Annotated in this window: 16 protein-coding genes (1 of these 16 only partly in view); 12 read left to right on the forward strand and 4 right to left on the reverse strand. The window is 41.1% G+C overall.

Going from position 1 to position 25,401, the window contains the following annotated elements:
- Nucleotides 1-7,347, forward strand: partial view of a gliding motility-associated C-terminal domain-containing protein gene (locus tag RCC89_06710; GenBank protein WMJ72853.1) — the 3' end only. The gene continues 23,751 nt to the left of window position 1, outside the view; the window shows 7,347 of its 31,098 coding nt (coding positions 23,752-31,098); its start codon lies beyond the left edge, outside the window; its stop codon occupies nucleotides 7,345-7,347.
- Between the two features lie 5 nt (nucleotides 7,348-7,352).
- Nucleotides 7,353-8,426 carry a type IX secretion system membrane protein PorP/SprF gene (locus RCC89_06715; protein ID WMJ72854.1) on the forward strand — a complete coding sequence of 358 codons (1,074 nt, stop codon included), beginning with the start codon at nucleotides 7,353-7,355 and terminating at the stop codon, nucleotides 8,424-8,426.
- A gap of 496 nt (nucleotides 8,427-8,922) precedes the next feature.
- Here RCC89_06715 and RCC89_06720 read toward each other — a convergent pair whose 3' ends face one another.
- The 4 genes from RCC89_06720 to RCC89_06735 all read right to left on the reverse strand — a co-directional run bounded on the left by RCC89_06720 (nucleotide 8,923) and on the right by RCC89_06735 (nucleotide 13,623).
- Entirely contained in the window at nucleotides 8,923-10,488 is a 1,566-nt protein-coding gene (locus tag RCC89_06720) for a hypothetical protein (protein ID WMJ72855.1), read from the reverse strand.
- Nucleotides 10,489-10,613: 125 nt separating this feature from the next.
- Nucleotides 10,614-11,873 (reverse strand): adenosylmethionine--8-amino-7-oxononanoate transaminase, encoded by a 1,260-nt coding sequence (bioA, locus tag RCC89_06725; GenBank protein WMJ72856.1) that lies wholly within the window; start codon nucleotides 11,871-11,873, stop codon nucleotides 10,614-10,616.
- Entirely contained in the window at nucleotides 11,866-12,483 is a 618-nt protein-coding gene (gene bioD, locus RCC89_06730) for a dethiobiotin synthase (protein ID WMJ72857.1), read from the reverse strand. The genes bioA and bioD overlap by 8 nt, the downstream gene beginning before the upstream one ends.
- 6 nt (nucleotides 12,484-12,489) lie before the next feature.
- Nucleotides 12,490-13,623, reverse strand: a complete 1,134-nt coding sequence (locus tag RCC89_06735) for a pyridoxal phosphate-dependent aminotransferase family protein (protein WMJ72858.1) — start codon at nucleotides 13,621-13,623, stop codon at nucleotides 12,490-12,492.
- A 237-nt stretch (nucleotides 13,624-13,860) separates the two neighbouring features.
- Here RCC89_06735 and dut point away from each other — a divergent pair, with 237 nt between their 5' ends.
- The 10 genes from dut to RCC89_06785 all read left to right on the forward strand — a co-directional run bounded on the left by dut (nucleotide 13,861) and on the right by RCC89_06785 (nucleotide 25,116).
- A complete protein-coding gene (dut, locus tag RCC89_06740; protein ID WMJ72859.1) occupies nucleotides 13,861-14,295 on the forward strand; it encodes a dUTP diphosphatase in 435 nt (144 codons plus the stop codon).
- Between the two features lie 97 nt (nucleotides 14,296-14,392).
- A complete protein-coding gene (locus RCC89_06745) occupies nucleotides 14,393-15,397 on the forward strand; it encodes a sugar phosphate nucleotidyltransferase (protein ID WMJ72860.1) in 1,005 nt (334 codons plus the stop codon).
- A gap of 92 nt (nucleotides 15,398-15,489) precedes the next feature.
- Nucleotides 15,490-17,136 carry a tetratricopeptide repeat protein gene (locus RCC89_06750; protein ID WMJ72861.1) on the forward strand — a complete coding sequence of 549 codons (1,647 nt, stop codon included), beginning with the start codon at nucleotides 15,490-15,492 and terminating at the stop codon, nucleotides 17,134-17,136.
- A complete protein-coding gene (locus RCC89_06755) occupies nucleotides 17,129-17,890 on the forward strand; it encodes a DUF4292 domain-containing protein (protein WMJ72862.1) in 762 nt (253 codons plus the stop codon). The genes RCC89_06750 and RCC89_06755 overlap by 8 nt, the downstream gene beginning before the upstream one ends.
- Nucleotides 17,890-19,053: a peptidoglycan DD-metalloendopeptidase family protein gene (locus RCC89_06760; protein ID WMJ72863.1), complete on the forward strand. Its 1,164-nt coding sequence runs from the start codon at nucleotides 17,890-17,892 to the stop codon at nucleotides 19,051-19,053. The genes RCC89_06755 and RCC89_06760 overlap by 1 nt, the downstream gene beginning before the upstream one ends.
- A 443-nt stretch (nucleotides 19,054-19,496) precedes the next feature.
- A complete protein-coding gene (locus RCC89_06765) occupies nucleotides 19,497-21,041 on the forward strand; it encodes a SulP family inorganic anion transporter (GenBank protein WMJ72864.1) in 1,545 nt (514 codons plus the stop codon).
- 304 nt (nucleotides 21,042-21,345) lie between these two features.
- Complete coding sequence (locus tag RCC89_06770) at nucleotides 21,346-21,906, forward strand: hypothetical protein (GenBank protein ID WMJ72865.1); 561 nt, start codon at nucleotides 21,346-21,348, stop codon at nucleotides 21,904-21,906.
- Nucleotides 21,907-22,123: 217 nt separating this feature from the next.
- The gene (gene tatA, locus RCC89_06775; protein ID WMJ72866.1) at nucleotides 22,124-22,327 is read left to right on the forward strand and encodes a twin-arginine translocase TatA/TatE family subunit; all 204 of its coding nucleotides are present in this window, start codon (nucleotides 22,124-22,126) and stop codon (nucleotides 22,325-22,327) included.
- Between the two features lie 3 nt (nucleotides 22,328-22,330).
- Nucleotides 22,331-23,761: an Asp-tRNA(Asn)/Glu-tRNA(Gln) amidotransferase subunit GatA gene (gene gatA / locus RCC89_06780; protein WMJ72867.1), complete on the forward strand. Its 1,431-nt coding sequence runs from the start codon at nucleotides 22,331-22,333 to the stop codon at nucleotides 23,759-23,761.
- Nucleotides 23,758-25,116 carry a transglycosylase SLT domain-containing protein gene (locus RCC89_06785; protein WMJ72868.1) on the forward strand — a complete coding sequence of 453 codons (1,359 nt, stop codon included), beginning with the start codon at nucleotides 23,758-23,760 and terminating at the stop codon, nucleotides 25,114-25,116. Before gatA ends, RCC89_06785 begins: the two co-directional genes overlap by 4 nt.
- Nucleotides 25,117-25,401 lie beyond the last annotated feature (285 nt).

Genomic DNA, 25,401 nt, shown 5'->3' on the forward strand with positions numbered 1-25,401 from the left:
GACGGTGAGGTTACGGTAACTGCACAAGGTGGCACAGAACTGTACACCTTTATTATAGACGGCACTGAGCAGTCAAGCAACACCTTCACGGATCTTGCTGCCGGAACGTATGAAATCCAGGTAAGGGACGAGAACGGTTGCGAGTTGGAGACTGCGATTTCTGTAGAGATCACAGAACCTTCTGAAACTTTAACCGCTTCGACTGAGGAAACGGACGTTAACTGTTATGGTGGAACAGACGGAGAGATCACGGTAACTGCCCAAGGTGGTACTGAACCATACACCTTTATAATTGACGGCACTGAGCAGTCAAGCAACACCTTCACAGACCTATCAGCCGGAACGTATGAAATCCAGGTAAGGGACGAGAACGGTTGCGAGTTGGAGACTGCGATTTCTGTAGAGATCACAGAACCTTCTGAAACTTTAACTGCTTCGACTGAGGAAACGGACGTTAACTGTTATGGTGGAACAGACGGAGAGATCACGGTAACTGCCCAAGGCGGAACAGAACCTTATGTTTATATCATTGACGGCACTGAGCAATCAAGCAACACCTTCACAGACCTATCAGCCGGAACGTATGAAATCCAGGTAAGGGACGAGAACGGCTGCGAGTTGGAGACAGCGCTTTCTGTAGAAATCACCGAGCCGTCAGAGACTTTAACCGCTTCAACTGAGGAAACCGACGTTAACTGCTTCGGCGGAACAGACGGTGAAATCACGGTAACCGCACAAGGCGGTACTGAGCCGTACACCTTTATAATAGATGGAACAGAGCAATCTTCTAATACTTTCACCGACCTTGCTGCCGGAACGTATGAGATTCAGGTTAGGGACGAGAACGGCTGCGAGTTGGAGACTGCGATTTCTGTAGAGATCACAGAACCTTCTGAAACTTTAACCGCTTCGACTGAGGAAACGGACGTTAACTGCTTCGGCGGAACAGACGGTGAAATCACGGTAACCGCACAAGGCGGTACTGAGCCGTACACCTTTATAATAGATGGAACAGAGCAATCTTCTAATACTTTCACCGACCTTGCTGCCGGAACGTATGAGATTCAGGTTAGGGACGAGAACGGCTGCGAGTTGGAGACTGCGATTTCTGTAGAGATCACAGAACCTTCTGAAACTTTAACCGCTTCGACTGAAGAAACCGACGTTAACTGCTTTGGCGGAACAGACGGAGAGATCACGGTAACCGCGCAAGGCGGAACAGAACCTTATGTTTATATCATTGACGGTACTGAGCAATCAAGCAATACTTTCTCTGACCTATCAGCTGGAACTTATGAAATCCAGGTAAGAGACGAAAATGGCTGCGAGTTGGAGACAGCACTTTCTGTCACTATCGGAGAGCCTTCTGAAACGTTAACTGCTTCGACAGAAGAAACCGACGTTAACTGCTACGGCGGAACAGACGGTGAGATCACGGTAACCGCGCAAGGCGGCACTGAGCCTTATGTTTATATCATTGACGGAACAGAGCAGTCCAGCAACACTTTTGTTGACCTAGCTGCCGGAACCTACGAGATTCAGGTTAGGGACGAGAACGGCTGCGAGTTGGCAACTGCGATTTCTGTAGAAATCACCGAGCCGTCAGAAACGTTAACTGCTTCGACAGAAGAAACCGACGTGAACTGCTACGGCGGAACAGACGGTGAGATCACGGTAACCGCGCAAGGCGGCACTGAGCCTTATGTTTATATCATTGACGGAGCAGAACAGTCAAGCAACACCTTCACAGATCTTGCTGCCGGAACTTACGAAATCCAGGTAAGGGACGAGAACGGCTGTGAGCTTGCAACAGCACTTTCTGTAGAGATTACCGAGCCTTCAGAAACATTGACTGCTTCGACTGAAGAAACCGACGTTAACTGCTTTGGCGGAACAGACGGTGAGATCACGGTGACCGCACAAGGTGGTACTGAACCTTATGTTTATATCATTGACGGCACTGAGCAATCAAGCAACATCTTCACAGACCTATCAGCCGGAACTTATGAAATCCAAGTTAGGGACGAGAACGGTTGCGAGTTGGAGACGGCTCTTTCTGTAGAAATTACCGAGCCTTCCGAAACATTGACTGCTTCGACTGAAGAAACCGGCGTTAACTGCTTTGGCGGAACAGACGGAGAGATCACGGTAACCGCGCAAGGCGGAACAGAACCTTATGTTTATATCATTGACGGTACTGAGCAATCAAGCAATACTTTCTCTGACCTATCAGCTGGAACTTATGAAATCCAGGTAAGAGACGAGAACGGCTGCGAGTTGGAGACTGCGCTTTCTGTAGAAATTACCGAGCCTTCAGAAACTTTAACTGCTTCAACCGAAGAGACAGACGTTAACTGCTTTGGCGGATCGGACGGAGAGATCACGGTTACTGCGCAAGGCGGAACAGAACCGTACATCTATATCATAGATGGCACTGAGCAATCAAGCAATACTTTCACAGACCTAGCTGCCGGAACCTATGAGATCCAGGTGAGGGACGAGAACGGCTGCGAGTTGGAGACTGCACTTTCTGTCACTATCGGAGAGCCTTCTGAAACGTTGACCGCTTCGACTGAAGAAACAGATGTTAACTGCCACGGCGGAACAGACGGAGAAATCACGGTAACGGCGCAAGGCGGTACTGAGCCATACACCTTTATAATAGATGGAGCAGAACAGTCAAGCAACACCTTCACGGATCTTGCTGCCGGAACGTATGAAATCCAGGTAAGGGACGAGAACGGTTGCGAGTTGGCAACTGCGATTTCTGTAGAAATCACCGAGCTGTCAGAAACGTTAACCGCTTCGACAGAAGAAACCGACGTTAACTGCTACGGCGGAACTGACGGTGAGATCACGGTAACTGCCCAAGGCGGTACCGAGCCGTACACCTTTATAATAGATGGAGCTGAGCAATCATCAAACACTTTTACTGACTTGTCAGCTGGAGCTTACGAGATCCAGGTAAGGGACGAGAACGGTTGCGAGTTGGAGACGGCACTTTCTGTAGAAATCACAGAGCCATCTGAAACGTTAACCGCTTCGACCGAAGAAACCGACGTTAACTGCTACGGCGGAACAGACGGTGAGATCACGGTAACGGCCCAAGGCGGAACAGAACCTTATGTTTATATCATTGACGGCACTGAGCAATCAAGCAACATCTTCACAGACCTATCAGCCGGAACTTATGAAATCCAAGTTAGGGACGAGAACGGTTGTGAGCTGGAGACAGCACTTTCTGTAACTATCGCAGAACCGTCAGAGGCTTTAACCGCTTCGACCGAAGAAACAGATGTTAACTGCTTCGGCGGAACAGACGGTGAGATCACGGTAACTGCCCAAGGCGGAACAGAACCTTATGTTTATATCATTGACGGCACTGAGCAATCAAGCAACACCTTCACAGACCTATCAGCCGGAACGTATGAAATCCAAGTTAGGGACGAGAATGGCTGCGAGTTGGAGACGGCGATTTCTGTCACTATCACCGAGCCTTCCGAGACTTTAACTGCTTCAACCGAAGAAACGGATGTTAACTGCTTTGGCGGAACAGACGGAGAGATCACGGTAACCGCACAAGGCGGTACAGAACCATATACCTTCATTATAGACGGAGCAGAACAGTCCAGCAATACTTTCACCGATCTTGCTGCCGGAACCTACGAAATCCAGGTAAGGGATGATAACGGTTGCGAGTTGGAGACGGCACTTTCTGTAGAGATCACCGAGCCATCAGAGACGTTGACTGCTTCAACTGAAGAGACAGACGTTAACTGCTTTGGAGGATCAGACGGAGAGATCACGGTAACTGCCCAAGGCGGTACCGAGCCATACACCTTTATAATAGATGGTACAGAGCAATCCAGTAATGTATTTACTGATTTGTCAGCTGGAACCTATGATATCCAGGTGAGGGACGATAACGGATGTGAGTTGGAGACGGCACTTTCTGTAACTATCGCAGAGCCTTCTGAGACGTTGGCTGCTTCGACAGAAGAAACCGACGTTAACTGCTTCGGCGGAACGGACGGAGAGATCACGGTAACTGCACAAGGTGGCACTGAGCCATACACCTTTATAATAGATGGTGCTGAGCAGTCAAGCAACACCTTCACAGACTTGTCAGCTGGAACTTATGAGATCCAGGTAAGGGACGATAACGGTTGTGAGTTGGAGACAGCGCTTTCTGTAACTATCAGCGAACCGTCAGAAACTTTAACTGCTTCAACTGAGGAAACGGATGTAAACTGCTTCGGCGGAACAGACGGGGAAATCACGGTAACGGCCCAAGGCGGCACTGAGCCTTATGTTTATATAATAGATGGTACTGAGCAGTCAGGCAACACCTTCACAGACTTGTCAGCTGGAACTTATGAGATCCAGGTGAGGGACGATAACGGTTGTGAGTTGGAGACGGCACTTTCTGTAGAGATCGCCGAGCCATCAGAGACGTTGACCGCTTCAACTGAAGAGACAGACGTTAACTGCTTTGGAGGATCAGACGGAGAGATCACGGTAACTGCACAAGGTGGTACAGAGCCTTATGTTTATATTATAGACGGCACCGAGCAGTCAAGCAACACCTTCGCTGATCTTGCTGCCGGAACTTACGAGGTCCAGGTGAGGGACGAGAATGGCTGCGAGTTGGAAACAGCATTGAGTGTTGTTATCAGCGAACCGTCAGAAACTTTAACTGCTTCAACTGAGGAAACGGATGTAAACTGCTTCGGCGGAACAGACGGAGAGATCACGGTAACTGCCCAAGGTGGTACTGAACCATACACCTTTATAATTGACGGCACTGAGCAGTCAAGCAACACCTTCACAGACCTATCAGCCGGAACGTATGAAATCCAAGTTAGGGACGAGAACGGTTGCGAGTTGGAGACTGCGATTTCTGTAGAGATCACAGAACCTTCTGAAACTTTAACTGCTTCGACTGAGGAAACGGACGTTAACTGTTATGGTGGAACAGACGGAGAGATCACGGTAACTGCCCAAGGCGGCACCGAGCCATACACCTATAGCATAGATGGCACTGAGCAGTCAAGCAACACCTTCACAGATCTTGCTGCCGGAACCTACGAGATCCAGGTTAGGGACGAGAACGGTTGCGAGTTGGAGACGGCACTTTCTGTAGAAATCACCGAGCCATCAGAGACTTTAACTGCTTCGACAGAAGAAACCGACGTGAACTGCTACGGCGGAACAGACGGTGAGATCACGGTAACCGCGCAAGGCGGCACTGAGCCTTATGTTTATATCATTGACGGAACAGAGCAGTCCAGCAACACTTTTGTTGACCTAGCTGCCGGAACCTACGAGATTCAGGTTAGGGACGAGAACGGCTGCGAGTTGGCAACTGCGATTTCTGTAGAAATCACCGAGCCGTCAGAAACGTTAACTGCTTCGACAGAAGAAACCGACGTGAACTGCTACGGCGGAACAGACGGTGAGATCACGGTAACCGCGCAAGGCGGCACTGAGCCTTATGTTTATATCATTGACGGAGCAGAACAGTCAAGCAACACCTTCACAGATCTTGCTGCCGGAACTTACGAAATCCAGGTAAGGGACGAGAACGGCTGTGAGCTTGCAACAGCACTTTCTGTAGAGATTACCGAGCCTTCAGAAACATTGACTGCTTCGACTGAAGAAACCGACGTTAACTGCTTTGGCGGAACAGACGGTGAGATCACGGTGACCGCACAAGGTGGTACTGAACCTTATGTTTATATCATTGACGGCACTGAGCAATCAAGCAACATCTTCACAGACCTATCAGCCGGAACTTATGAAATCCAAGTTAGGGACGAGAACGGTTGCGAGTTGGAGACGGCACTTTCTGTAGAAATTACCGAGCCTTCCGAAACATTGACTGCTTCGACTGAAGAAACCGGCGTTAACTGCTTTGGCGGAACAGACGGAGAGATCACGGTAACCGCGCAAGGCGGAACAGAACCTTATGTTTATATCATTGACGGTACTGAGCAATCAAGCAATACTTTCTCTGACCTATCAGCTGGAACTTATGAAATCCAGGTAAGAGACGAGAACGGCTGCGAGTTGGAGACTGCGCTTTCTGTAGAAATTACCGAGCCTTCTGAGACCTTGGCTGCTTCTGCTACTGCTAATGATATTACATGTTATGGGTACAATGATGGTAGTATTACAGTAAATGCACAAGGCGGTACAGAACCGTATATTTATACATTAAATGGTGTTGACCAGTCATCTAATGTCTTTGACAATCTCGGTGCTGGCACGTATTCCATAGATGTTATGGATGCCAATGGCTGTGTGGTCACTGATGCTGCTTCTGCTAGTATTTCCGCACCTACTGAACCTTTGACAGCTAGTGTTCACCATAGTGAGATGAGTTGTAATGGTGGAGATGATGGCTTTATTAGGGTAAATGCTTCGGGAGGCGTGTCGCCTTACCAGTACAATTTTGAGGGACAAGGTTTTGGTAGTACATCTATGTGGAACAACTTATCTTCTGGCACGTATACGGTACAAGTTATGGATGCCAATGGTTGCGTGCATGAGGAGGTTATAGAAATGGATCTTCAGGTGTATCCTCAAACTGTTGCAGGGAATTTGGTTGGCAATGGGCCTGTGTGTTACAATGAACCTGCCGAAGAACTTCAATTGGTTAATTACATTGGTACGGTTGTAAGATGGGAAATTTCATTTAGCCCTTATACGAACTGGCGGACTGTACAGGAAGGCGGTACTAGTTTACAGCCAGGTGCGTTGACCCAAAATGTTCGTTATCGTGTGCTGGTACAGAGCGGTTCTTGTAACCATGAATATACCGAACCTGTGGAATATGTCGTTAACCCTGCGCCTAATGCCTATGCCGGTGAAGATACTCTTATTTATGAAGGGGATGCTGCCCAGCTTCAGGCGTCAGGAGGGGTAAGTTACTTGTGGGATCAAGATGCTTCCTTGGATGAATTGAACATTGCCAATCCTGTAGCACGTCCTTTGGAAACCACGACCTATTTTGTGGAAGTTACCAATGAGCATGGTTGTACTGCTGTTGCAGATGTTACTGTCAATGTATCGGGACGTCCAAAGCCATTTATCCCTAACACATTCTCTCCTAACAATGATGGAATGAACGATGAATGGATGATAGATAACATTGAGGAATATCCTAACACGACAGTGGAAATTTACAATAGGTGGGGAATATTGCTGGTCAGATGGGATAAGGACTTTACCTCTTGGGACGGTAGGGTAAACGGTAGGGAAATGCCTGTCGGTACTTATTTCTACGTAATTGATTTTTCTGAAGACATGGAACCTGTAGCTGGTTCTGTAAGCATAATCCGATAAGTTTTATGAAAAGATATATAACACTTTTAATAATATTTTTCACAGGTGGCTATGTTTATGGCCAACAGGTTCCTCAGTATTCGCAGTATATCTGGAACAGTTATCTTATCAACCCAGCTATAGGTGGAGCCGAAAAATACTTGGATTTCCGTGCTGGTTACCGAAACCAGTGGGTAGGTTTGGAAGGCGCCCCCCGGACTTTTACATTTACGATGAATGGCCAAGTAGGCAAGAAGCTGATCAATAGAGAGGATACCGATGTTGTGAACCGGCAACGCGGGCCTAAGGACAGAAAGCCTGTCAGCAAAGTGGGCAAGTTGATGGGCTTTAAGAAAAGGAAATACCCTACTTCCCCTGGAAGTTACCGGGTACGTCCGCACCATGGTGTAGGGGTGCAGTTGATGAGTGACTGGATTGGTCCTTTTTCTACTTTAGGTGTTTATGGCTCTTATGCTTACCATATTCCTATTACCAAAGAAATATATGCTTCTGCTGGAGCATTTGTAGGTATTAAGCAGTACAATGTCTCGGTTAACAGGATGACCTTTACTGTTCCTGGCGACAATGCTTTGGGAAACTTGGGTGATTTGCGCGGGTTGGCTCCTGACGGAATGTTGGGGTTAATGGTGTATGCTCCTAAATTTTATGTAGGTATGTCGGTTAATCAAATTTTTAGTAACGAGCTTTCTTTCAGGACTGAATTGGAGCAGATTACAGGGCAAGCTCATTTGACACCACATATGTTTGGTATGGCAGGTTATAGGATCAAGTTGACAGACGAGATCGCAGTGGTCCCTTCCACCATGGTCAGGTATTTGCACGGTACAATGCCGGCTGTTGACTTGACCATGAAGTTTAACTACATGGATATTTTATGGGCAGGGGGCTCTTTGAGAGCTGGCGATGCTATGGTTTTCTTGTTAGGCTTTTCTTATAATAATAAGATTGACTTTATGTATTCATATGACCATACAACTTCGGGTCTTCGCAGGCATAATAGTGGTACGCATGAAGTAGTGGTGGGCTTCCGTATGGTCAATAAACCGACTACCGGATGTAAACCAAGTTATGTGTGGTAGAGTATTTGCAAAGGGAAGTTGTTTTAGCTTCTCTTTACCTTGATTTGATTGCGCAACATGATTTCGTAGATGTAGGGTAGCGGGAGAGGTGTATGTTTATTACCTAGGGCCTGCTGAAAAAGTCACAAGTGTGGTTAGTCACAAGCATGCTTGGCGGCTATACTACGTCTGGCCTACATGAAGGCGTATTTGAATATTTCGAATGTATGGCCATAAAGTTGATTGTGCGTTTGTGGCCAGTCCCAAAAAAAGGATTGGATTAAAAACTTCTCGATTATTTAAAATAAGAAATAACCGAGCCCCCTTGTACCTATACCTTATAATAGTTTATACAATATAAACAGATCAATATTTTGGACATTTTTTAGTATTGCACTTATGAAATGTAGGCGGTTGCTGTTAGTTGATTATTTCAGGTTTTATAAGCTTTTAATGTTCTTTATCAACTGAATAATCCTTTCGCAGGTCAATTTGGTTTCGGGAAGTGCTTGTGAGCCTAGAACTTGTAGTGGTATAAAAATGATTTTTTGCCTAAGACGCCTTTTTTTCCTGCTATAATAAATTGTTTGTCATTCCAGACGGTATAATTTCTAACAAAAGTTAGCTTGTCTTCATTCTCTAGTTGAATGTCTTTTAACTTATTTCCGTTATATTCATCATATTCTATGTAATTGATCAGGTTGAAGTTCATATTGTCCTTTTCAGAAGAACCGTAAATAATTCTTATTTTACCTTCTTCCGTATTGTCAAGATTGAATGAAGTCGTATTGAGTCCAGAACTTACATCTGCTAATTGTGATTTAAGGTAAACATTCTCCCAAAGTACATCATCTTTCATGTTAAAGGAAAACATGAGAATTGCTTCTGTATTAACTTTTCCTTGTTTCTCCACCCATTGGTCTGGATCGTTTGTGGCATTGATCTGGTAGGCAAAGTCCATACTTAATATTTCTCTTTTTTCTAAAACAAGTATAATCTTTTCATACTCATTGATTATGAAATCAGTAATATGGTAGTTTTCCCAGCTTTCTTTCCCTTTTAGGTTGTTCTTTGAGTCTCTTAAGGCGTTTAAGGTTTGCTTTAGGCCCGTTGAGATTTCATGATAATGTATTTTTTCTACCAGATGCTCCTTAAAATCAAACTTGGAGTACATTATTCCGGCCAGTCGGTTGTTTTTAAGGTTGGTGTTAGCTACATAGATTATATCGTCTGAAAAAACTTTTAAGACCAAATTTTCTCTGTGAGTGCTGGCTGTCTTAATGTCAAGGAGTTTGCCTTCTTTTGAGGGAATATCATATTTGATTAGGACAATTCTTCCAGCCCTATCAGCATTTAAAATATATACCTCTCCTTTATTATTAATATATAGCCCATAATTGGTGAAATTATTGTCTATTGGAATAGAAGCGGTATGAACAACATTTAACTTCCTGTCAAATACTACTGCATCTGCCAATAGTTTATTCTGCCCATAGTCATATATGTAGGACATGATCAGGTTACTGTCAGGAGAATAGACTAATTGGTATTGATATTGGAAATGAGGGACAAAGTCTGACTTTAAGCAGGAAGATATGCTGTTTTCAAAGCTTTCTTTCACCTTTCCTTTGGTCAAACCTCCTGTAAAAGGAGCTATTTCTTTTTCCTGGATTGTTTTTTCCCACTTCTTTTCTCCAGTTGATATGTCAAACCCGTAAGCGATTAAGTGGCTGGTCTTTTTAGAAGTATTATGGTTGACGGAAAACAAGATTATATCTTCTCCATTGAAAAATAACTCTTTGTAATCTTCATTTGCGCTTGCTGTTAAAGGTTCTGAAAAAACAGTTTCAAGCTCTTGGTTATACTTTTCAAGTACAAAGCGGGAGTTTCCTGATAAGTTTCCCTTCGTTTTAGCTAGTATAACAAATTCATTTTTATTAATTTTTACCATCTCCACTCTTTTATCTGTTTCGATAAAAGGAGATGAAAGAGAAAATTGGGCTGTGTTTTTTAACACTTGAGCATTTGCATTACCAAGTATAAGAATAATAGCCGATATGAAAAAAAGTGAGGTTTTAGCCACGTTTGCCCTTTTTTAACTTTAAAGAAATATACGAAATATGGGTATAAATATTATTATACAACCTTTATAATCTGTTTCAGATACGGTAAAATTATTGGTTGTGTTATATGTTTATACCCAAAAAATCATAATTGTTCTAATAGTTCACTTATTTTTGAATAAATGTACTTTATTTCATGTGCTTCTATGACATAAGGAGGCAGAAGGTATATAGTATTCCCTAGTGGCCTCAATAAAATGTCATTATTAATAAAGAAGTCATACATGTAGTCTCTAATATTGTTAAAGTATCCAGGCTCATTATTTGTTTTAATTTCTATAGACAGAATTGTGCCAAGGCTTTTAATGTGAGCTATTTTAGGGTGATGCTCTAAAGATTTCATAAATGCCTTATGCATTTCAGAAATCATGTTTATTTGGCTTAGCGTTTCTGGAGCTTTTAGTATTTCCATACTTGCATTGGCTGCGGCACAGGCAAGGGGATTTCCTGTGTAGGAATGTCCGTGGAAAAACATATTTTCCCTACTGCTGCTCAAGAAGGCTTGTTCTATTTTTGCATTGCAAGCCGTTGCCCCCAGTGGAATAAAGCCCCCGGTTATTCCTTTTGACATGCAAATTATATCTGGTGGGGTAGCGCAATATTCAGAAGCAAATAACTTTCCGGTACGTCCAAATCCTGTCATTACCTCATCTGCTATACAAATAATGTCATTGCTTTTGGCAATCTGGATAAGCTGTTCAAGGAGCTCTTTGGGATAAATCTTCATTCCGGCAGTGCCTTGGACTAAAGGCTCGTATAAGAAAGCTGCGACATCTTTGCCTTGGGCAATTTTTTCAAATGATTCTATAGGGTTTTCTAAAGAAACAAACTCCACGTTGAATAACCAATGGTCAAAAGGGCGGGTAAATGTACTTCTGGAACCTGTGGACATGGCTCCAAAAGTATCGCCATGGTAAGCACCTTCTAATGCTACTATGGTGCGTTTCTCCTTTTTCTGGTTGTACCAATATTGCATGGCCATTTTTAAGGCAGCCTCTACTGCTGTGCTTCCATTGTCCGAATAAAATATCCGTCTTTGCTGGCCCGGCAGTATTTCAATCAAGCTTTTGGCAAGCTTAATGGCTGGTTCATGGGTAAAGCCTGCAAATATTACTTGCTCAAGTTCCATGGCTTGTTTGTAAATGGCTTCTGCAATTTTTTTATTGGCATGACCATGGATATTTACCCACCATGACGAAACTGCGTCCAATATCTTTTTTCCGTCGGCAGTGTATAAGTAAACACCTTCTGCTGACTTTACTAAAAATGGTGGTTTGTCTTCCAGCAAAGGAGTGAAAGGATGCCAAATATGCTCTGTGTCGATATGTTGAAGTTCTTTACTCATTCCAGCTCTCAAAAAGTTTTATAGCGTATTTATTGATGGTATCTTCATTCAGATTTTCTTCTTTGTTTATTCGTAGAAGGCTTTTGTATCCTGAATGCTTTAGGATGATCTCCTCTGTATAAGGGTTTTCTGAACCGTTAAAGATAATTCCCTTGACTTTAATATTTTTTCGTTTTAATTCGTTTATAGTCAAAAGTGTATGGTTTATGCTTCCAAGGTAATGGTTCGAAACAAGCACCACTTCTGCATCTAATTGTGCTGCGAGATCAATGACAAAGTCTTGGTCATTGAGAGGGACGAGTACCCCACCTGCACCTTCTATTATAAGATCATTCCCATCTGTCGGAGGAGTTTTTATCTGACCCAGGTCTATAGTTGTATTTTCTATTTTAGCTGCTGCATGTGGAGACATGGGGCTTTTTAGGAAGTAAGCTTCATCATAGATAATAGAGTGGCGGCTTCTCAAGAGTTTAAAAACAGTATCACTATCTTTTGGAGTGCCGCATTGGATTGGCTTCCAATAATCGGCCTGAAGGGCATGGGCAAGTATTGTACTTACTACAGTTTTGCCACTGTCTGTACCTATGGCTGTTACAAAATATTTTTTCATATTTATTTAAATATTTAAAGCTTTAACTATAGAAGAAGATAATTGATCAATATCTTCATCAGTGTTAAATATGTGAAGGCAAACTCTTAACCTTTCTTCCCCTTTTTTGACTGTGGGCGATAATATTGGCCTCACATCAAACCCGTCTTTTTGAAGATTTTTCGCTATGTGTTTAGCTTTTTCGTTTCCTGAAACCTTTATTACATGTATTGGCGTATCGCTTTGTTTAAAATTATAATGATTAGGCAAAACATTCATCAAGGTTTGAGAAAACTTTTTTGTTTTTTGACCAATAATAGTTTGTAGTTTTTCGTGTTCTTGCAAATACTTGAAAGCCTCTTCTATAGAAATAAGGCTGTGCGGGGGTAGGGCAGTGGTATAGATAAAGGGTCTAGCAAAGTTGATGAGGTAGTCAATGAGTGTTTCAGATCCAGCAATGCATGCGCCGTGCACTCCCATTGCTTTGCCAAAAGTATGTATTCTTGCAAAAATATATTCCTCTAGCCCTAAGGAACACACCAGGCCATTCCCCTTTTCTCCTAGTATACCTGTGCTATGTGCTTCGTCCACAATAATATGTGCATTGTACTTTTGACATAAATCTATCATTTCCTTAACTGGTGTCATATCGCCATCCATGGAGTAGATAGACTCTACCACAACAAAGACCTCTCCTGAGGCGCGGCGGATTTTTTGTTCCAGGTGTTGAAGGTTGTTGTGTTTAAAAGTGAAATGGTTTGCAAAGCTTAACCTGGCGCTTTCCTTTAAGCTTGCATGGATCAGCTCATCAAGAATGATGGTGTCACCTTTTTGGGGCACGCAGGACAAAATCGATAAATTGGCATTGTAACCAGAATTAAACAGTAGGCATTTTTCTGTCTTGAATATTTTGGCCAACTTGCTTTCCAGGTCTTGAGCTAATAAAGAATTTCCTGAAAGAAGACGTGAACCTGTAGAACCGTTTATGTTTGTTTCCGCCAGTTCGCCAGATGCTTGACAAATCTTTTCGAAAAGGACTCTGTTACGTGCCAAGCCTAAGTAATCATTTGAGTAAAAATCTTTTAAGTTTGGGTTAATACTCAAATTTCTGATATTGCCGGCTTCTTTACGTTTTATAAGCTTTTTATGTAGCTTTTCCATACAAGGGATAAAGTAAATCAGAAAACAGCAATTTTCATATAATGGAATGTGAAATCCTTTGTAGTAGTTTTTCCATGGATATTAATAGGGAAGTTAAGTTATTTTATATCAGTTTATTATGATTTTGCATTACTTTCAAGAAATGGGTATAGGACATGGAAGTTTTATAGATGTTGATAAAGGCATTATTTATTAATTTTTTTCTTATAATTTTGTTACTTTGAGAACTCGAGAGATATGGAAGTAAATATTATCAATAAATCAAAGCATGATCTGCCGTGCTACCAAACGAATTGCTCTGCAGGAATGGATATACGTGCCAATATTGAGGCACCTATTGAGTTGAATCCTCTTGAAAGGGTATTGGTACCTACAGGTCTTTTTATAGAGCTGCCAGAAGGGCACGAAGCTCAAATTAGGCCTCGCAGTGGTTTAGCTTATAAACATGGTGTTACGGTGCTTAACAGTCCTGGCACGATAGATGCAGATTATCGTGGGGAAATAAAGGTTTTGTTGGTAAATCTTTCTAATACAGTATTTAGGGTAGAAGATGGCGAAAGGATTGCACAAATGGTGGTTGCAAAGCATGAACAAATTACGTGGAAAACCGTTAATGAACTAACAGAATCTGCCAGGTCTGCTGGTGGTTTCGGAAGTACAGGCACAAAATAATCTGCAGAAAAGTATTTCTGTTCCCTTTTTGACGAATTCAGTTTTTGAAGATATTTAAGTTTTTTTAATCTAACTTTTAAAACCTTTTTTAGAAATTATGAGAATAATAGTCCCAATGGCTGGTATGGGAAAACGTATGCGTCCCCATACACTTACAGTTCCCAAGCCACTTATCCCCATTGCAGGTAAGCCTATAGTTCATAGACTAGTTGAAGATATTGCTAAAGTTTGTGGCGAGAAAGTAGAAGAGGTCGCTTTTATTATAGGGAACTTTGGCAAAGAAGTTGAAGACAGGTTAATGGGTATAGCCGAATCGATTGGTGCTAGAGGTAAGATCTACTACCAGGATAAAGCTTTAGGTACTGCCCATGCCATATTATGTGCACAAGATTCCCTACAAGGAAAATGTGTAGTGGCTTTTGCTGATACCTTATTTAAAGCTGACTTTAAGTTGGATACTTCAAAAGAAGGTATCATTTGGGTACAAAAAGTGGACGACCCAAAACCTTTTGGTGTTGTTAAGCTTGATCAAGGCAATGTAATTACAGATTTTGTAGAAAAGCCTGAAACTTTTGTTTCAGACCTAGCGATTATCGGCATCTATTACTTCAATGATGGTGAATACCTGAAAAATGAGCTTCAATACATTATTGATAAGGATATTAAGGATAAAGGTGAGTACCAACTTACCAGTGCGCTAGAGAATATGAAGAACAAAGGCACAAAATTTGAGCCTGGTAAAGTATCTGAGTGGCTGGATTGTGGAAACAAAGACTCTACCGCACAGACCAACGAAAGGTATTTGGAGTATATTAAAGACACTGACCTGGTTTCAAAATCAGCAAAAGTTAATAATTCAGTAATAATACCACCTGTATTTATTGGAGATAATGTTGAAATAAATAATACAGTGCTGGGTCCGTACGTTTCTGTTGGTAACGGAACCAAAGTTTCTGATTCCGTTGTAAAAAAATCTATTATTCAGGAAAACTCAACAGTAAAGGACGCAAATATCAGTAATTCTATGGTAGGTAACTCTGCTGTATATGAAGGTAAGCCTGCGGACCTTAGCGTTGGGGACTTTAATGTAATTAAGTTATAATTGCATTAAAGATTTTATTTTAATATAAGATGAATTTGATACGTTACATTCTGTTCCTTGGTTTTCTTGTAGCTTTTTCTTGCAACCGGTCCATGGAGCCGCATACTTCTAGTAAGAAAAAGGACAACAGCGCACTAGAAGCTGAGGGTTTTTTTATAGATGGTATGCGTTATTATGTGTTGGAAAACTATGATGATGCAAAGAGGTTCTTTGAGAAAGCTTATGGAGCCCATCCGGAGAATGCAGCGGTCAATTATATGCTCTCAAAAGTATATAACCATAAAAAAGAAAATGATTTAGCTGTCCAATACGGTGTAAAGTCCGTAAAGTATGACAGTAAGAACAAATACTATTATCTGCATCTTTCAGAATTGTATGAAAACAAGAAGCAGTATGCAGAAGCTATAAAAGTACTCAAAAAAATGCTTTCTGAGGTGCCGGATGCCTCAGAGCATTATTTTGACCTCGCTGCTTTTTATGTTTATGAGGGTGATTTCGAAGCTGGTTTAAAATATTACCAAAAGGCAGAGGACTTTTTTGGAAAAACTGCCGAACTGACCAGGCAAAAGCAGCAGTTGCTGTTACGTATGAACAAACTGGATGAAGCAATTGCTGAAGGTGAGTCATATATTAAGCAACATCCCGAAGAGAAAGACTTTCAAATTAACCATATTGAAATGCTCTATCATAACGATAGGGTTGAGCAAGCCATAAAAAGGGCTGAAGGTTTGATCGCTAATAACCCGGAATTTGGTAATGGTTATTATATATTAGCGGGAATTTATCTGTCAGAAGGAAAGTATAACCAGGCATTTCCTCATTTGGATGCTGTGTTTGCACACCCCGAGGTAAATATTGATGCAAAATTAAGCATGCTCGAAAATCTCAAAAAACTTCCCGAAACAGAAGAGCGGAACAACAGGCTTAAAACATACTGTGGCAACCTTAGGGAACTCCATCCTGAAGATGCACGTTCGTTAGCAGCTTCGGGTGATGTTTATTTTTTGGTAGGGGATAAAAACAATGCATGGCTTAGTTATCTGGAAGCAAGGGAACTTAACAGTGATAATTTTGGCTTATGGAATCAGATACTGATGCTTGATATAGAAATGGGTAATGCTGATAGCTTAATTACTCACTCTAACCAGGCGCTCGAACTGTTCCCAAACCAAGCTGTACTTTGGTTGTATAACGGCTCTGCACACCTCATGAAGAAACAATATGAGGATGCTATTGACGCTCTTGAAGAAGGTCTTAAAATGTCTGCCAGTAATAAAGATTTAAACTTGCAGTTTAAATTATACCTTGCAGATGGGTATAACGGAGCCGAAGATTATGAAAAATCTGATGCTCTTTATACAGAAGTGCTTACATACGATAGCAACAACGCCCATGCACTCAACAACTTTAGCTACTTTCTATCCCTGCGAAACGAGAATTTAGATAAAGCTGTTGAAATGTCCGCTGCTTTAATCAGCAGATATCCTGATAACCCTAATTATCTTGATACACATGCTTGGGTATTGTACAAACAGCAGAAGTATGAAGAAGCGAAAGAACTGCTTAAGAAAGCGGCAAGTATGACTGAAAACGGAACCATTTGGGAGCATTATGGCGATGTACTTTTCAAGCTCGGTGATGTAGAAAAAGCCTTAGAAAAATGGCGTAAAGCCAAAGAGTTTGGCGATACTACAGATCAGATTGATAAGAAAATTCAGGATAAAAAACTTTATGAGTAAAACGAACATTCTATCCCTTCTGCTTTTAGCTTGTGTATTTACATTCTCTTGTAGCAGACAAAATATAACTAAATCTACCACAAAGGCAGACGAAGAAGCCGTTGCCAATTTTGACGTTCAGCAAATCGACTTTCAATACTTCTCATCTAAAGCTAAAGTTCATTATAAAGATGGGAACAATGATATGAATGCCAATATGAACATCCGAATTAAAAAGGATGAAGTTATTTGGGCTTCTCTAACGCACCCTTTAGGTATTGAAGGTGCCCGCATTTTGGTCAAGCCTGACTCTATTTATATTCACGATAAAATCAATAATAGCAACACCGCTTATGGTCTTGACTTTATTAACCAAACCTTTGACCTTGATCTTTCTTTCCAGAACCTTCAAGCAATCTTGTTAGGCAACTTACCTATGCCAAAGGGAGAGCAAGACCGTTTGATGAACGATATGGCAAACGGTGTTTATCAGTTGCATCAGGAAAATGGTAATATTTTTGTAAATAATTACGTGCAGCACGAAAACATGAAGCTTGTGAAGTTGGATATAAGAGATGCTTTAACTGGAAATGCTTTTACTATTAACTATAATGACTTTGGGGATTTGGATGATTATTCTTTCCCGTACCGAAATGTGATTTCTGGCACAGTAGCAGGTGAGGATGGTAGCCAGGATGTTAATATATCGATTATCCATAATAGACCCAACATAACAGATAAGGAATTGAGCTTTCCTTTTAATATGCCTAATTAATGAGATATCTGTTTCCTGTATTATTTTTTGTTCTGATATTTTCCCTGCCAGCTTATTCTCAGAAGTCTAAGTCTCAGTTGGAGAAGGAGAAATCTGAGAACTTAAAGAAAATACGGGAAACAGAGAAAATTATTCAGGAGACACGTTCTCGTAAGGAGGCGACCCTTGGGCAGTTAAGCGCCATTCAGCAGCAAATAATGGCCAGACAAGGCTTAATAGCCTCTATTTCCAGGGAGATAAGCTTGTTGAGCAATGAAGTGTCCGAGCGTCAAGATCTTATAGATGCCTTGGAGTCAGATCTAGAAGCGCTCAAAGAGGAATATGCAGCAATGATCTATGCAGCTTCCAAAATTAACCACTCGCACGATAGACTTACTTTTATTTTTTCCGCAGAAACCTTCAATCAGTTGATCAGGCGCTTGAGGTATTTTAGGCACTATGCTGATATGCGACAAATGCAGGTAGAGCAAATTGAAAAGCTAAAAGTTTACCTCAGCGAACAAAAAGAACAGCTTTCTAAAAAGAAAGATGCCAAAAGTTCATTGTTGGCAAGTAAAACCATTGAAAACGAAAACCTTAATAACTTGTTGAAAGAGCAAGACCGGGTGCTAAAGCAATTGAGTAGTAGGGAAAAACAGTTGAAAAGCGAACTGGATTCGAGAAAGAAAGCCGTTGATAAGCTGGAAATTCTTATTGCAGACTTGGTCAGAAAGGAAATGGAGCGTGCTAAAAGAGCCGCAGAAATCGCTTCCAGCTCATTCGAAGAAAGTGCAAAAAAGCTTAAATGGCCCGTGAGTAGAGGGGAGATTTCTCATAAATTTGGTAAGCAGCCCCATCCAGTGCTAAAAAATGTGTATGTTGATAATTTAGGGGTAGATATAATAACCCTAAGAGGTGAACCTGTTAGGGCTGTATTCAAAGGTAAAGTAATTACTGTAGCCTCAGTTCCTGGCATGAACAATGTCGTTATGATTCAGCATGGAGAGTATTTTACTGTGTATGCAAAATTGAAAAATGTAAAGGTTAAGACCGGGGATGAGGTGAATGTTAATGATATCCTTGGTGAAGTATACACTGATAAGAACGATGTTTCGGAATTGCAATTCCAGATTTGGAAAAACAATGAGAAACTGGACCCCGAAAAGTGGCTGCAAAAGAAGTAATAAAACTTGTCCCTCATCACGAATCCTGTTACAAAATCAGAGTTACAACTCTTGCCACTACTAGGGAAGCATTTATTGTTTCTGTTTTCTTCTATCTGTATTCTTTAATTCCTGAACTGCTTTCAGCTGGAGCCAAGTGAATTTTTTCAGCTTTTATCTGTTATAGTAGTACTCTGCAACTGCTGTTTTAAATTGAAATATCTATAGGGATGATTGTAATTTCCTTATTAAATACAATTTTTGTTTTGCAGGCAATGATTTAAATCATAAATTTGCGCACTGTTATGAAGAGATTATTAACGAACGCCCCCCTTACTCCACCTTGACTTTAAGTCAATCCTGATATTACATGTTGGCTGTGATTTGTGTCTAACTCTGTTGAACAATAGAGACAGGGATTCTTTTATCTATGCATTTCTAAAAACATAATTTATTTACATTTTATGCTCATATTTAAACACTTAAAAAAGAACGACATTAACTATAAAAACGAAGTGCTGTCAGGTCTAACAGTGGCTTTGGCACTTGTACCTGAGGCTGTTGCTTTTTCACTTATTGCAGGCGTTAGTCCACTTATAGGCCTTTACTCCGCTTTTATTATTGGCCTTATCACATCTATAATGGGAGGTCGTCCGGGTATGATTTCTGGAGCTACTGGAGCTATTGCAGTAGTAGTGGTTAGTCTAGTGATATTGCATGGTGTTGAGTACCTCTTTGCAGCGGTTGTGCTGATGGGGTTGATTCAATTGGCCATTGGCTTTTTTAAGCTGGCAAAATTTATTCGCTTGGTGCCTCATTCTGTTATGTTTGGTTTCGTGAACGGTTTGGCCATTGTAATTTTTATGGCCCAGTTAAACCAGTTTAAAATAACAGGGGCTGATGGGACAATGGAGTGGCTTACAGGAACTCCTTTGTATATGATGATTTGTTTGGCTATAGTAACTATGGCTATTATCTTTTTCCTTCCTAAGCTTACTAAAGCTGTTCCTGCATCGCTTGTTGCTATTTTGAGTGTGTCAGTTGTAGTTATTTTTGGTGGCATTGAAACAAAGACAGTGGGAGACATCGCCAGCATATCTGGTGGTTTTCCTGAATTCCATATTCCTATGGTACCGTTCAACTGGGAAACTTTGACTATTGTTTTCCCCTTTTCTCTAGTAATGGCACTGGTTGGTCTGATAGAAAGTTTGCTTACCCTCACAGTAGTAGATGAAATGACAGAAACTAGGGGAAACGGTAATAAGGAATGTGTAGCGCAGGGTGTTGCCAATACAGTAACTGGTTTTTTTGGAGGTATGGGAGGATGCGCAATGATAGGTCAGAGCATTATCAACGTGAGTTCAGGAGGACGTTCCAGACTTTCTGGTATTGTTGCAGCTTTTGCGCTTCTGACTTTTGTACTTGTAGGATCAACCTGGATTGAAATGGTACCTATGGCTGCACTGGTGGGGCTAATGTTTATGGTTTCAATCGGTACATTTGAATGGGCTAGTTTGAAGATCATTAAGAAAGTGCCTGCCACTGATGTATTTGTCATGTTCATTGTTGCTGGTATCACTGTTGTTTTTCATAATTTAGCAGTGGCGGTTATTGTTGGTGTGGTTATTTCGGCTTTGCACTTTGCATGGGACAATGCAAAAAAGATACGGGCACGCAAAATTTTTGATGAAAGTGGCGTGAAACATTATCAGATCCATGGACCCTTGTTTTTCGGGTCTGTTGCGGCTTTTAATGAAAAGTTTGATATCCTTAATGATCCAGAACATATTGTGATTGATTTTAAAGAGTCTCGTGTGGCTGACCATTCGGCTATTGAAGCCCTTAACATGATTACCGAAAGGTACCATAGGGTGGGTAAAAGTGTAAAACTGAAAAATGTAGGTGGCGACTGTAGGAAGCTCTTGAACAATGCCGCTTCTATTATAAAAATTCACTATACGGAAGATGTGAATCCGAACAGTGATAGTCCTGTAGTTACAGCTTCTTGATACTTTAATTTTTTTGATAATAAAGCCGGCTCTTAAAAAAAAGAACCGGCTTTTGTTTTTTTCGTACAATAGGTTTGTTGACGAAGTGAACCATTTTATCATTGCATGAGCCTTTGTTTATGATATTGCTCACCGCCTTTTACTGTATATGTCTCTTTTCGATAAAAAATGCTGATTTTTGGAGAAGAAAGTGAATGAAAAGCGCTAGGAAATTGTATTGCATAATATTAATATTATGCTCAGATGAAAAAATGGTTTACTTTTTGTAATTAACTTTTTGCTTTTAACAAACATAAATAATACGATGAATATCAAACAATTATTACTCATTGGAATTTTGGTGGTCATAGGTTTTTCATGTAGGGGGCCAGAAGGCCCTCCAGGACCCAGGGGGCCAGAAGGGCCGGAAGGGCCGGGTGCTTTAATGTGGGAAACAAACCCTTTTGATTTTAGGTTGAGGCATGGAGAATATCAATATTTTTGGCCATTGCCTTATCAGGATGTAGATTTTTATGATGAAGATATGTTTTTAGCATATGCCTTGGTAGGCTTTAATCACTATAATGAACCGGAATGGGAGCCTTTGCCTATGACTGTGCTTGGAAGTGAGGGCGTCGCAAATTATACTTTTGCAGCTTCATTAGAAGAGATTCGCTTTATTATGACGGCCACAAATGATAACTTCTTTACGGACCCTAACCTGACAGATGACTGGGTAATGAGAATTGTAATGATTCCAGCTTGGTGGGGAGATGATTGGCGTAAGGGACCCGATTGGAACAGTTATGAAAATGTGAAAGAAACATTTAATCTTCCAGATTTACCGGCTCCAAAGGTAGAGCCAAGGGACAGAAAGCTTCCATAGAAAAGAGGCGGCCTATTTTGGCTGCCTCTTTAACCTGGATTATGCATTAGATTTCGTAATTGAAAGTTCTAGTGCATATTTCAGGTTAAATTACATACCCAACAGAACATCGGAGGTATTAATAAGGTTATAGCTATGATTTTCGTTAACACTTAGGTCCAGCTTGCTTTGTGGCCGTTGTTTTATTACTTATATTTGCATATTAAATCTATCTATTATGACACAATCTGTTTTAGCCCTTCTAGGCCCACTGGGTCTCAATGAAATGATCGTAATCTTACTGATCGTGGTGCTTCTCTTTGGTGCAAAGAAAATACCTGAACTTGCAAAAGGTCTTGGAAGAGGAATTAAAGAGTTCAAAGATGCTTCCAAAGACATTAAGGATGAAATTGAAAATAGTGTAAAGGACGAAAAGAAATAAACATTGAAATCTTACAGAACGCTCAGGGAGATTAGGGAAGATATAGACACTGGGAAACTTTCCTGCAGGCAACTGACCCAGTACTATTTGGACAATATTAAGGCAAACCAAGACCTGAATGCTTTTCTTGAAGTCTATGAAGAAGAAGCTTTGGCAAAAGCGGATGAGGTTGACGCCAAAATTAAAGCTGGTACAGCCGGAAAACTGGCAGGCATGGTTATAGGCCTCAAAGATGTCTTGTGCCATAAAGACCACAAGCTCCAAGCTGCCAGTAAAATACTTGATGGTTTTGTCTCTCAGTTCAATGGTACAGCGGTTCAACGGATTATCGATGAGGATGCTATTATCATAGGCCGTCAAAATTGTGACGAATTTGCCATGGGATCTTCAACGGAAAATTCATCTTTTGGACCAACATTAAATGCTGCCGATAAAAACCGTGTTCCTGGTGGATCTTCTGGTGGCTCCGCTGTAGCTGTACAGGCCGAGATGTGTTTTGTTTCTCTTGGTTCTGATACAGGAGGTTCTGTAAGACAGCCAGCCGCTTTTTGTGGCGTTGTTGGCTTGAAGCCTACTTACTCTAGGATTTCTCGTTACGGTCTTATCGCCTATGCTTCATCATTTGATTGTATAGGTGTGTTTTCTAAAAGTATTGAAGATTCGGCTTTGGTATTAGAAACTATTGCTGGTCCTGATGATTACGACAGTACTGTATCGTTTAGAGAAGTTCCTAAGTATTCTCAAAAGTTAGCGCTGGACAGGAAAGTTAAGGTTGGTTACCTTAAAGCTTCAGTGGAAAGTGAAGGCGTGAGTCCTGAAATCAGAGAAAAAACTTCTAAAACCTTAGAACAACTAAAAAAGGATGGTCATACAGTTGAGGCTGTGGACTTTCCGTTGCTTGATTATTTTCTTCCTGCATACTATATTTTAACAACTGCCGAGGCAAGTTCTAACCTTTCTCGCTTTGATGGCGTTAAATATGGATACAGGAGTCCTGATGCGACCAACCTTGAGACCATGTATAAAAAGTCTAGGTCAGAGGGTTTTGGAAATGAAGTTAAACGCAGGATCATGTTAGGTACTTTTGTGCTTAGTGCCGGTTTTTATGATGCCTATTATACAAAAGCTCAAAAAGTAAGAAGGCTTATTCAGGAAGAAACTGAAAAAATTCTTAAAGAATATGACTTCTTAGTTATACCTGCAAGCCCTACTACAGCGTTTAAGTTGGGAGAGAACACAGAAGACCCTCTTGCAATGTACCTGGCAGATGTTTTTACAGTACAGGCAAACCTTACAGGAATTCCAGGCGTATCATTCCCTGTGGGCAATGACAGTAATGGACTTCCAATTGGACTGCAAGTATTGACGAAATGGTTTGGTGAACAGGAATTGCTGGCGTTTAGTAAATACTTATCCGACAAGCAAAAACTATGAAAATAAAGCAAATAGTACCCGGGTTTATGATGATGATGGCTGCTTTTACACAGCCATTATTTGTAAGTAATGCTATAGCTCAATCAGAGCAGGAACCTGAGTACTTTGCAGTGTGGGAAGATGAAGTGCCTGTGGTTTCTGATGAACTGATAATCGACAGGTTGGGGTGTCTTGAAAAAGATATTAAACTTACCTATAATGATAAGATCCGTAGCTTTATAGACTACTTTACTATCCGTAACAGGAACTACATGGTGGAAATGGAGAGGCGCAAAAACCTTTACTTCCCTATTTTTGAGGAATACCTCGAAAAGCATGAAATGCCTGATGAACTAAAATACTTGGCTATTGTGGAGTCAGGTCTTAACCCCAAGGCCATTTCCAGGGCTGGGGCGGGTGGATTGTGGCAGTTTATGCCTACTACCGGCAAACATTACAAACTTAAGCAGGATGCTTTTATAGACGAGCGTTTTGATCCTTACAAAGCTACTGAAGCAGCTTGTGTATACCTTAAAGATCTTTACCGTATTTTCGGTGACTGGGAGCTTGCTTTAGCTTCTTACAATTGTGGGCCAGGTAATGTCAGAAGGGCTATCAGGAGGTCTGGATACAAAGATACTTTTTGGGGAATATATAATTTCCTTCCTAAAGAAACCAGAGGGTATGTACCTCAATTTGTAGCTGTAACTTATGCGATGAACCATTTAAAGGATCATAACATTTTTGCAGATTCTTTAGAATACCCTATGTATTATGATACACTTTTGGTTTCTAAAACCATAGATGTAGAAGTGTTGGCAGAGCAGTTAGATGTTTGTCCTGAGGATATTTTAAAGTTAAACCCTTCAATTAAAAGAAATATCATTCCTGAAGAATGGAACCTTGTTTTGCGTATCCCTGCAGACAGAATGGACTTTCTGGCAGAGAACAGGGAGGTGATTATGGGTTCGTCCGTAGTGAAGGATATGAAGAAGATTCAGCTGGCTATTGCTGCTGAACAAGCTGCAGCTATGCCTACAAAAAGGGTTTATACGGTTAGGCCTGGTGATAACTTGGGTAAAATTGCCATGCAGTATAAAGTTTCTGTGGCTGACTTGAAAAGATGGAACAATATTAAATCAACAACAATTTACTCTGGACAGAAGTTGACCGTGTATTCAAATAGTACTGGACAGGCTCCTACTTTGGCCTCTAACAATGGTAAATCTGGCAAATCTCATGTGTACTTGGTGCAGCCAGGAGATACACTTTGGGCTATTTCTAGAAACAATAATATCCCAATAGAACGGTTAAAGCAGATTAATAACCTTAAAAGCAACAACCTTAAGGTAGGTATGAAGCTGGTAATAGGATAAAGAATGATTGTTTTTATTTAACGAGAGGCTCAAAAGGCCTCTTTTTTGTTTTTTTAGATACCATGGCCTTATCTTTGGCTATGAAACATACCTCTTGCGGCTTAAAACTTTTCTAAATGAAGGGCATTGGAAGTTGGGAAGAATAGTATTTTGCCGATGTCTGGGATGTTTTATGCCTTAGGTTTTGGGAATTGCTGCAGTAGAAGGCCTGTGAGATATTTAGGATTAAAATTGACAATAAATTTAGATTAATCCGTTTCTAATAGCAATTGCTTGCTTTGTTGT

The organism is Cytophagaceae bacterium ABcell3, assembly GCA_030913385.1.
Lineage (GTDB): Bacteria > Bacteroidota > Bacteroidia > Cytophagales > Cytophagaceae > ABcell3.

Coding starts and splice junctions, on each gene's coding strand:
- RCC89_06715 (WMJ72854.1), top strand. CDS start 7,353: ATGAAAAGATATATAACACTTTTAATAATATTTTTCACAGGTGGCTAT.
- bioA (WMJ72856.1), bottom strand. CDS start 11,873: ATGAGTAAAGAACTTCAACATATCGACACAGAGCATATTTGGCATCCT.
- bioD (WMJ72857.1), bottom strand. CDS start 12,483: ATGAAAAAATATTTTGTAACAGCCATAGGTACAGACAGTGGCAAAACT.
- RCC89_06735 (WMJ72858.1), bottom strand. CDS start 13,623: ATGGAAAAGCTACATAAAAAGCTTATAAAACGTAAAGAAGCCGGCAAT.
- dut (WMJ72859.1), top strand. CDS start 13,861: ATGGAAGTAAATATTATCAATAAATCAAAGCATGATCTGCCGTGCTAC.
- RCC89_06745 (WMJ72860.1), top strand. CDS start 14,393: ATGAGAATAATAGTCCCAATGGCTGGTATGGGAAAACGTATGCGTCCC.
- RCC89_06750 (WMJ72861.1), top strand. CDS start 15,490: ATGGAGCCGCATACTTCTAGTAAGAAAAAGGACAACAGCGCACTAGAA.
- RCC89_06755 (WMJ72862.1), top strand. CDS start 17,129: ATGAGTAAAACGAACATTCTATCCCTTCTGCTTTTAGCTTGTGTATTT.
- RCC89_06760 (WMJ72863.1), top strand. CDS start 17,890: ATGAGATATCTGTTTCCTGTATTATTTTTTGTTCTGATATTTTCCCTG.
- RCC89_06765 (WMJ72864.1), top strand. CDS start 19,497: ATGCTCATATTTAAACACTTAAAAAAGAACGACATTAACTATAAAAAC.
- RCC89_06770 (WMJ72865.1), top strand. CDS start 21,346: ATGAATATCAAACAATTATTACTCATTGGAATTTTGGTGGTCATAGGT.
- tatA (WMJ72866.1), top strand. CDS start 22,124: ATGACACAATCTGTTTTAGCCCTTCTAGGCCCACTGGGTCTCAATGAA.
- RCC89_06785 (WMJ72868.1), top strand. CDS start 23,758: ATGAAAATAAAGCAAATAGTACCCGGGTTTATGATGATGATGGCTGCT.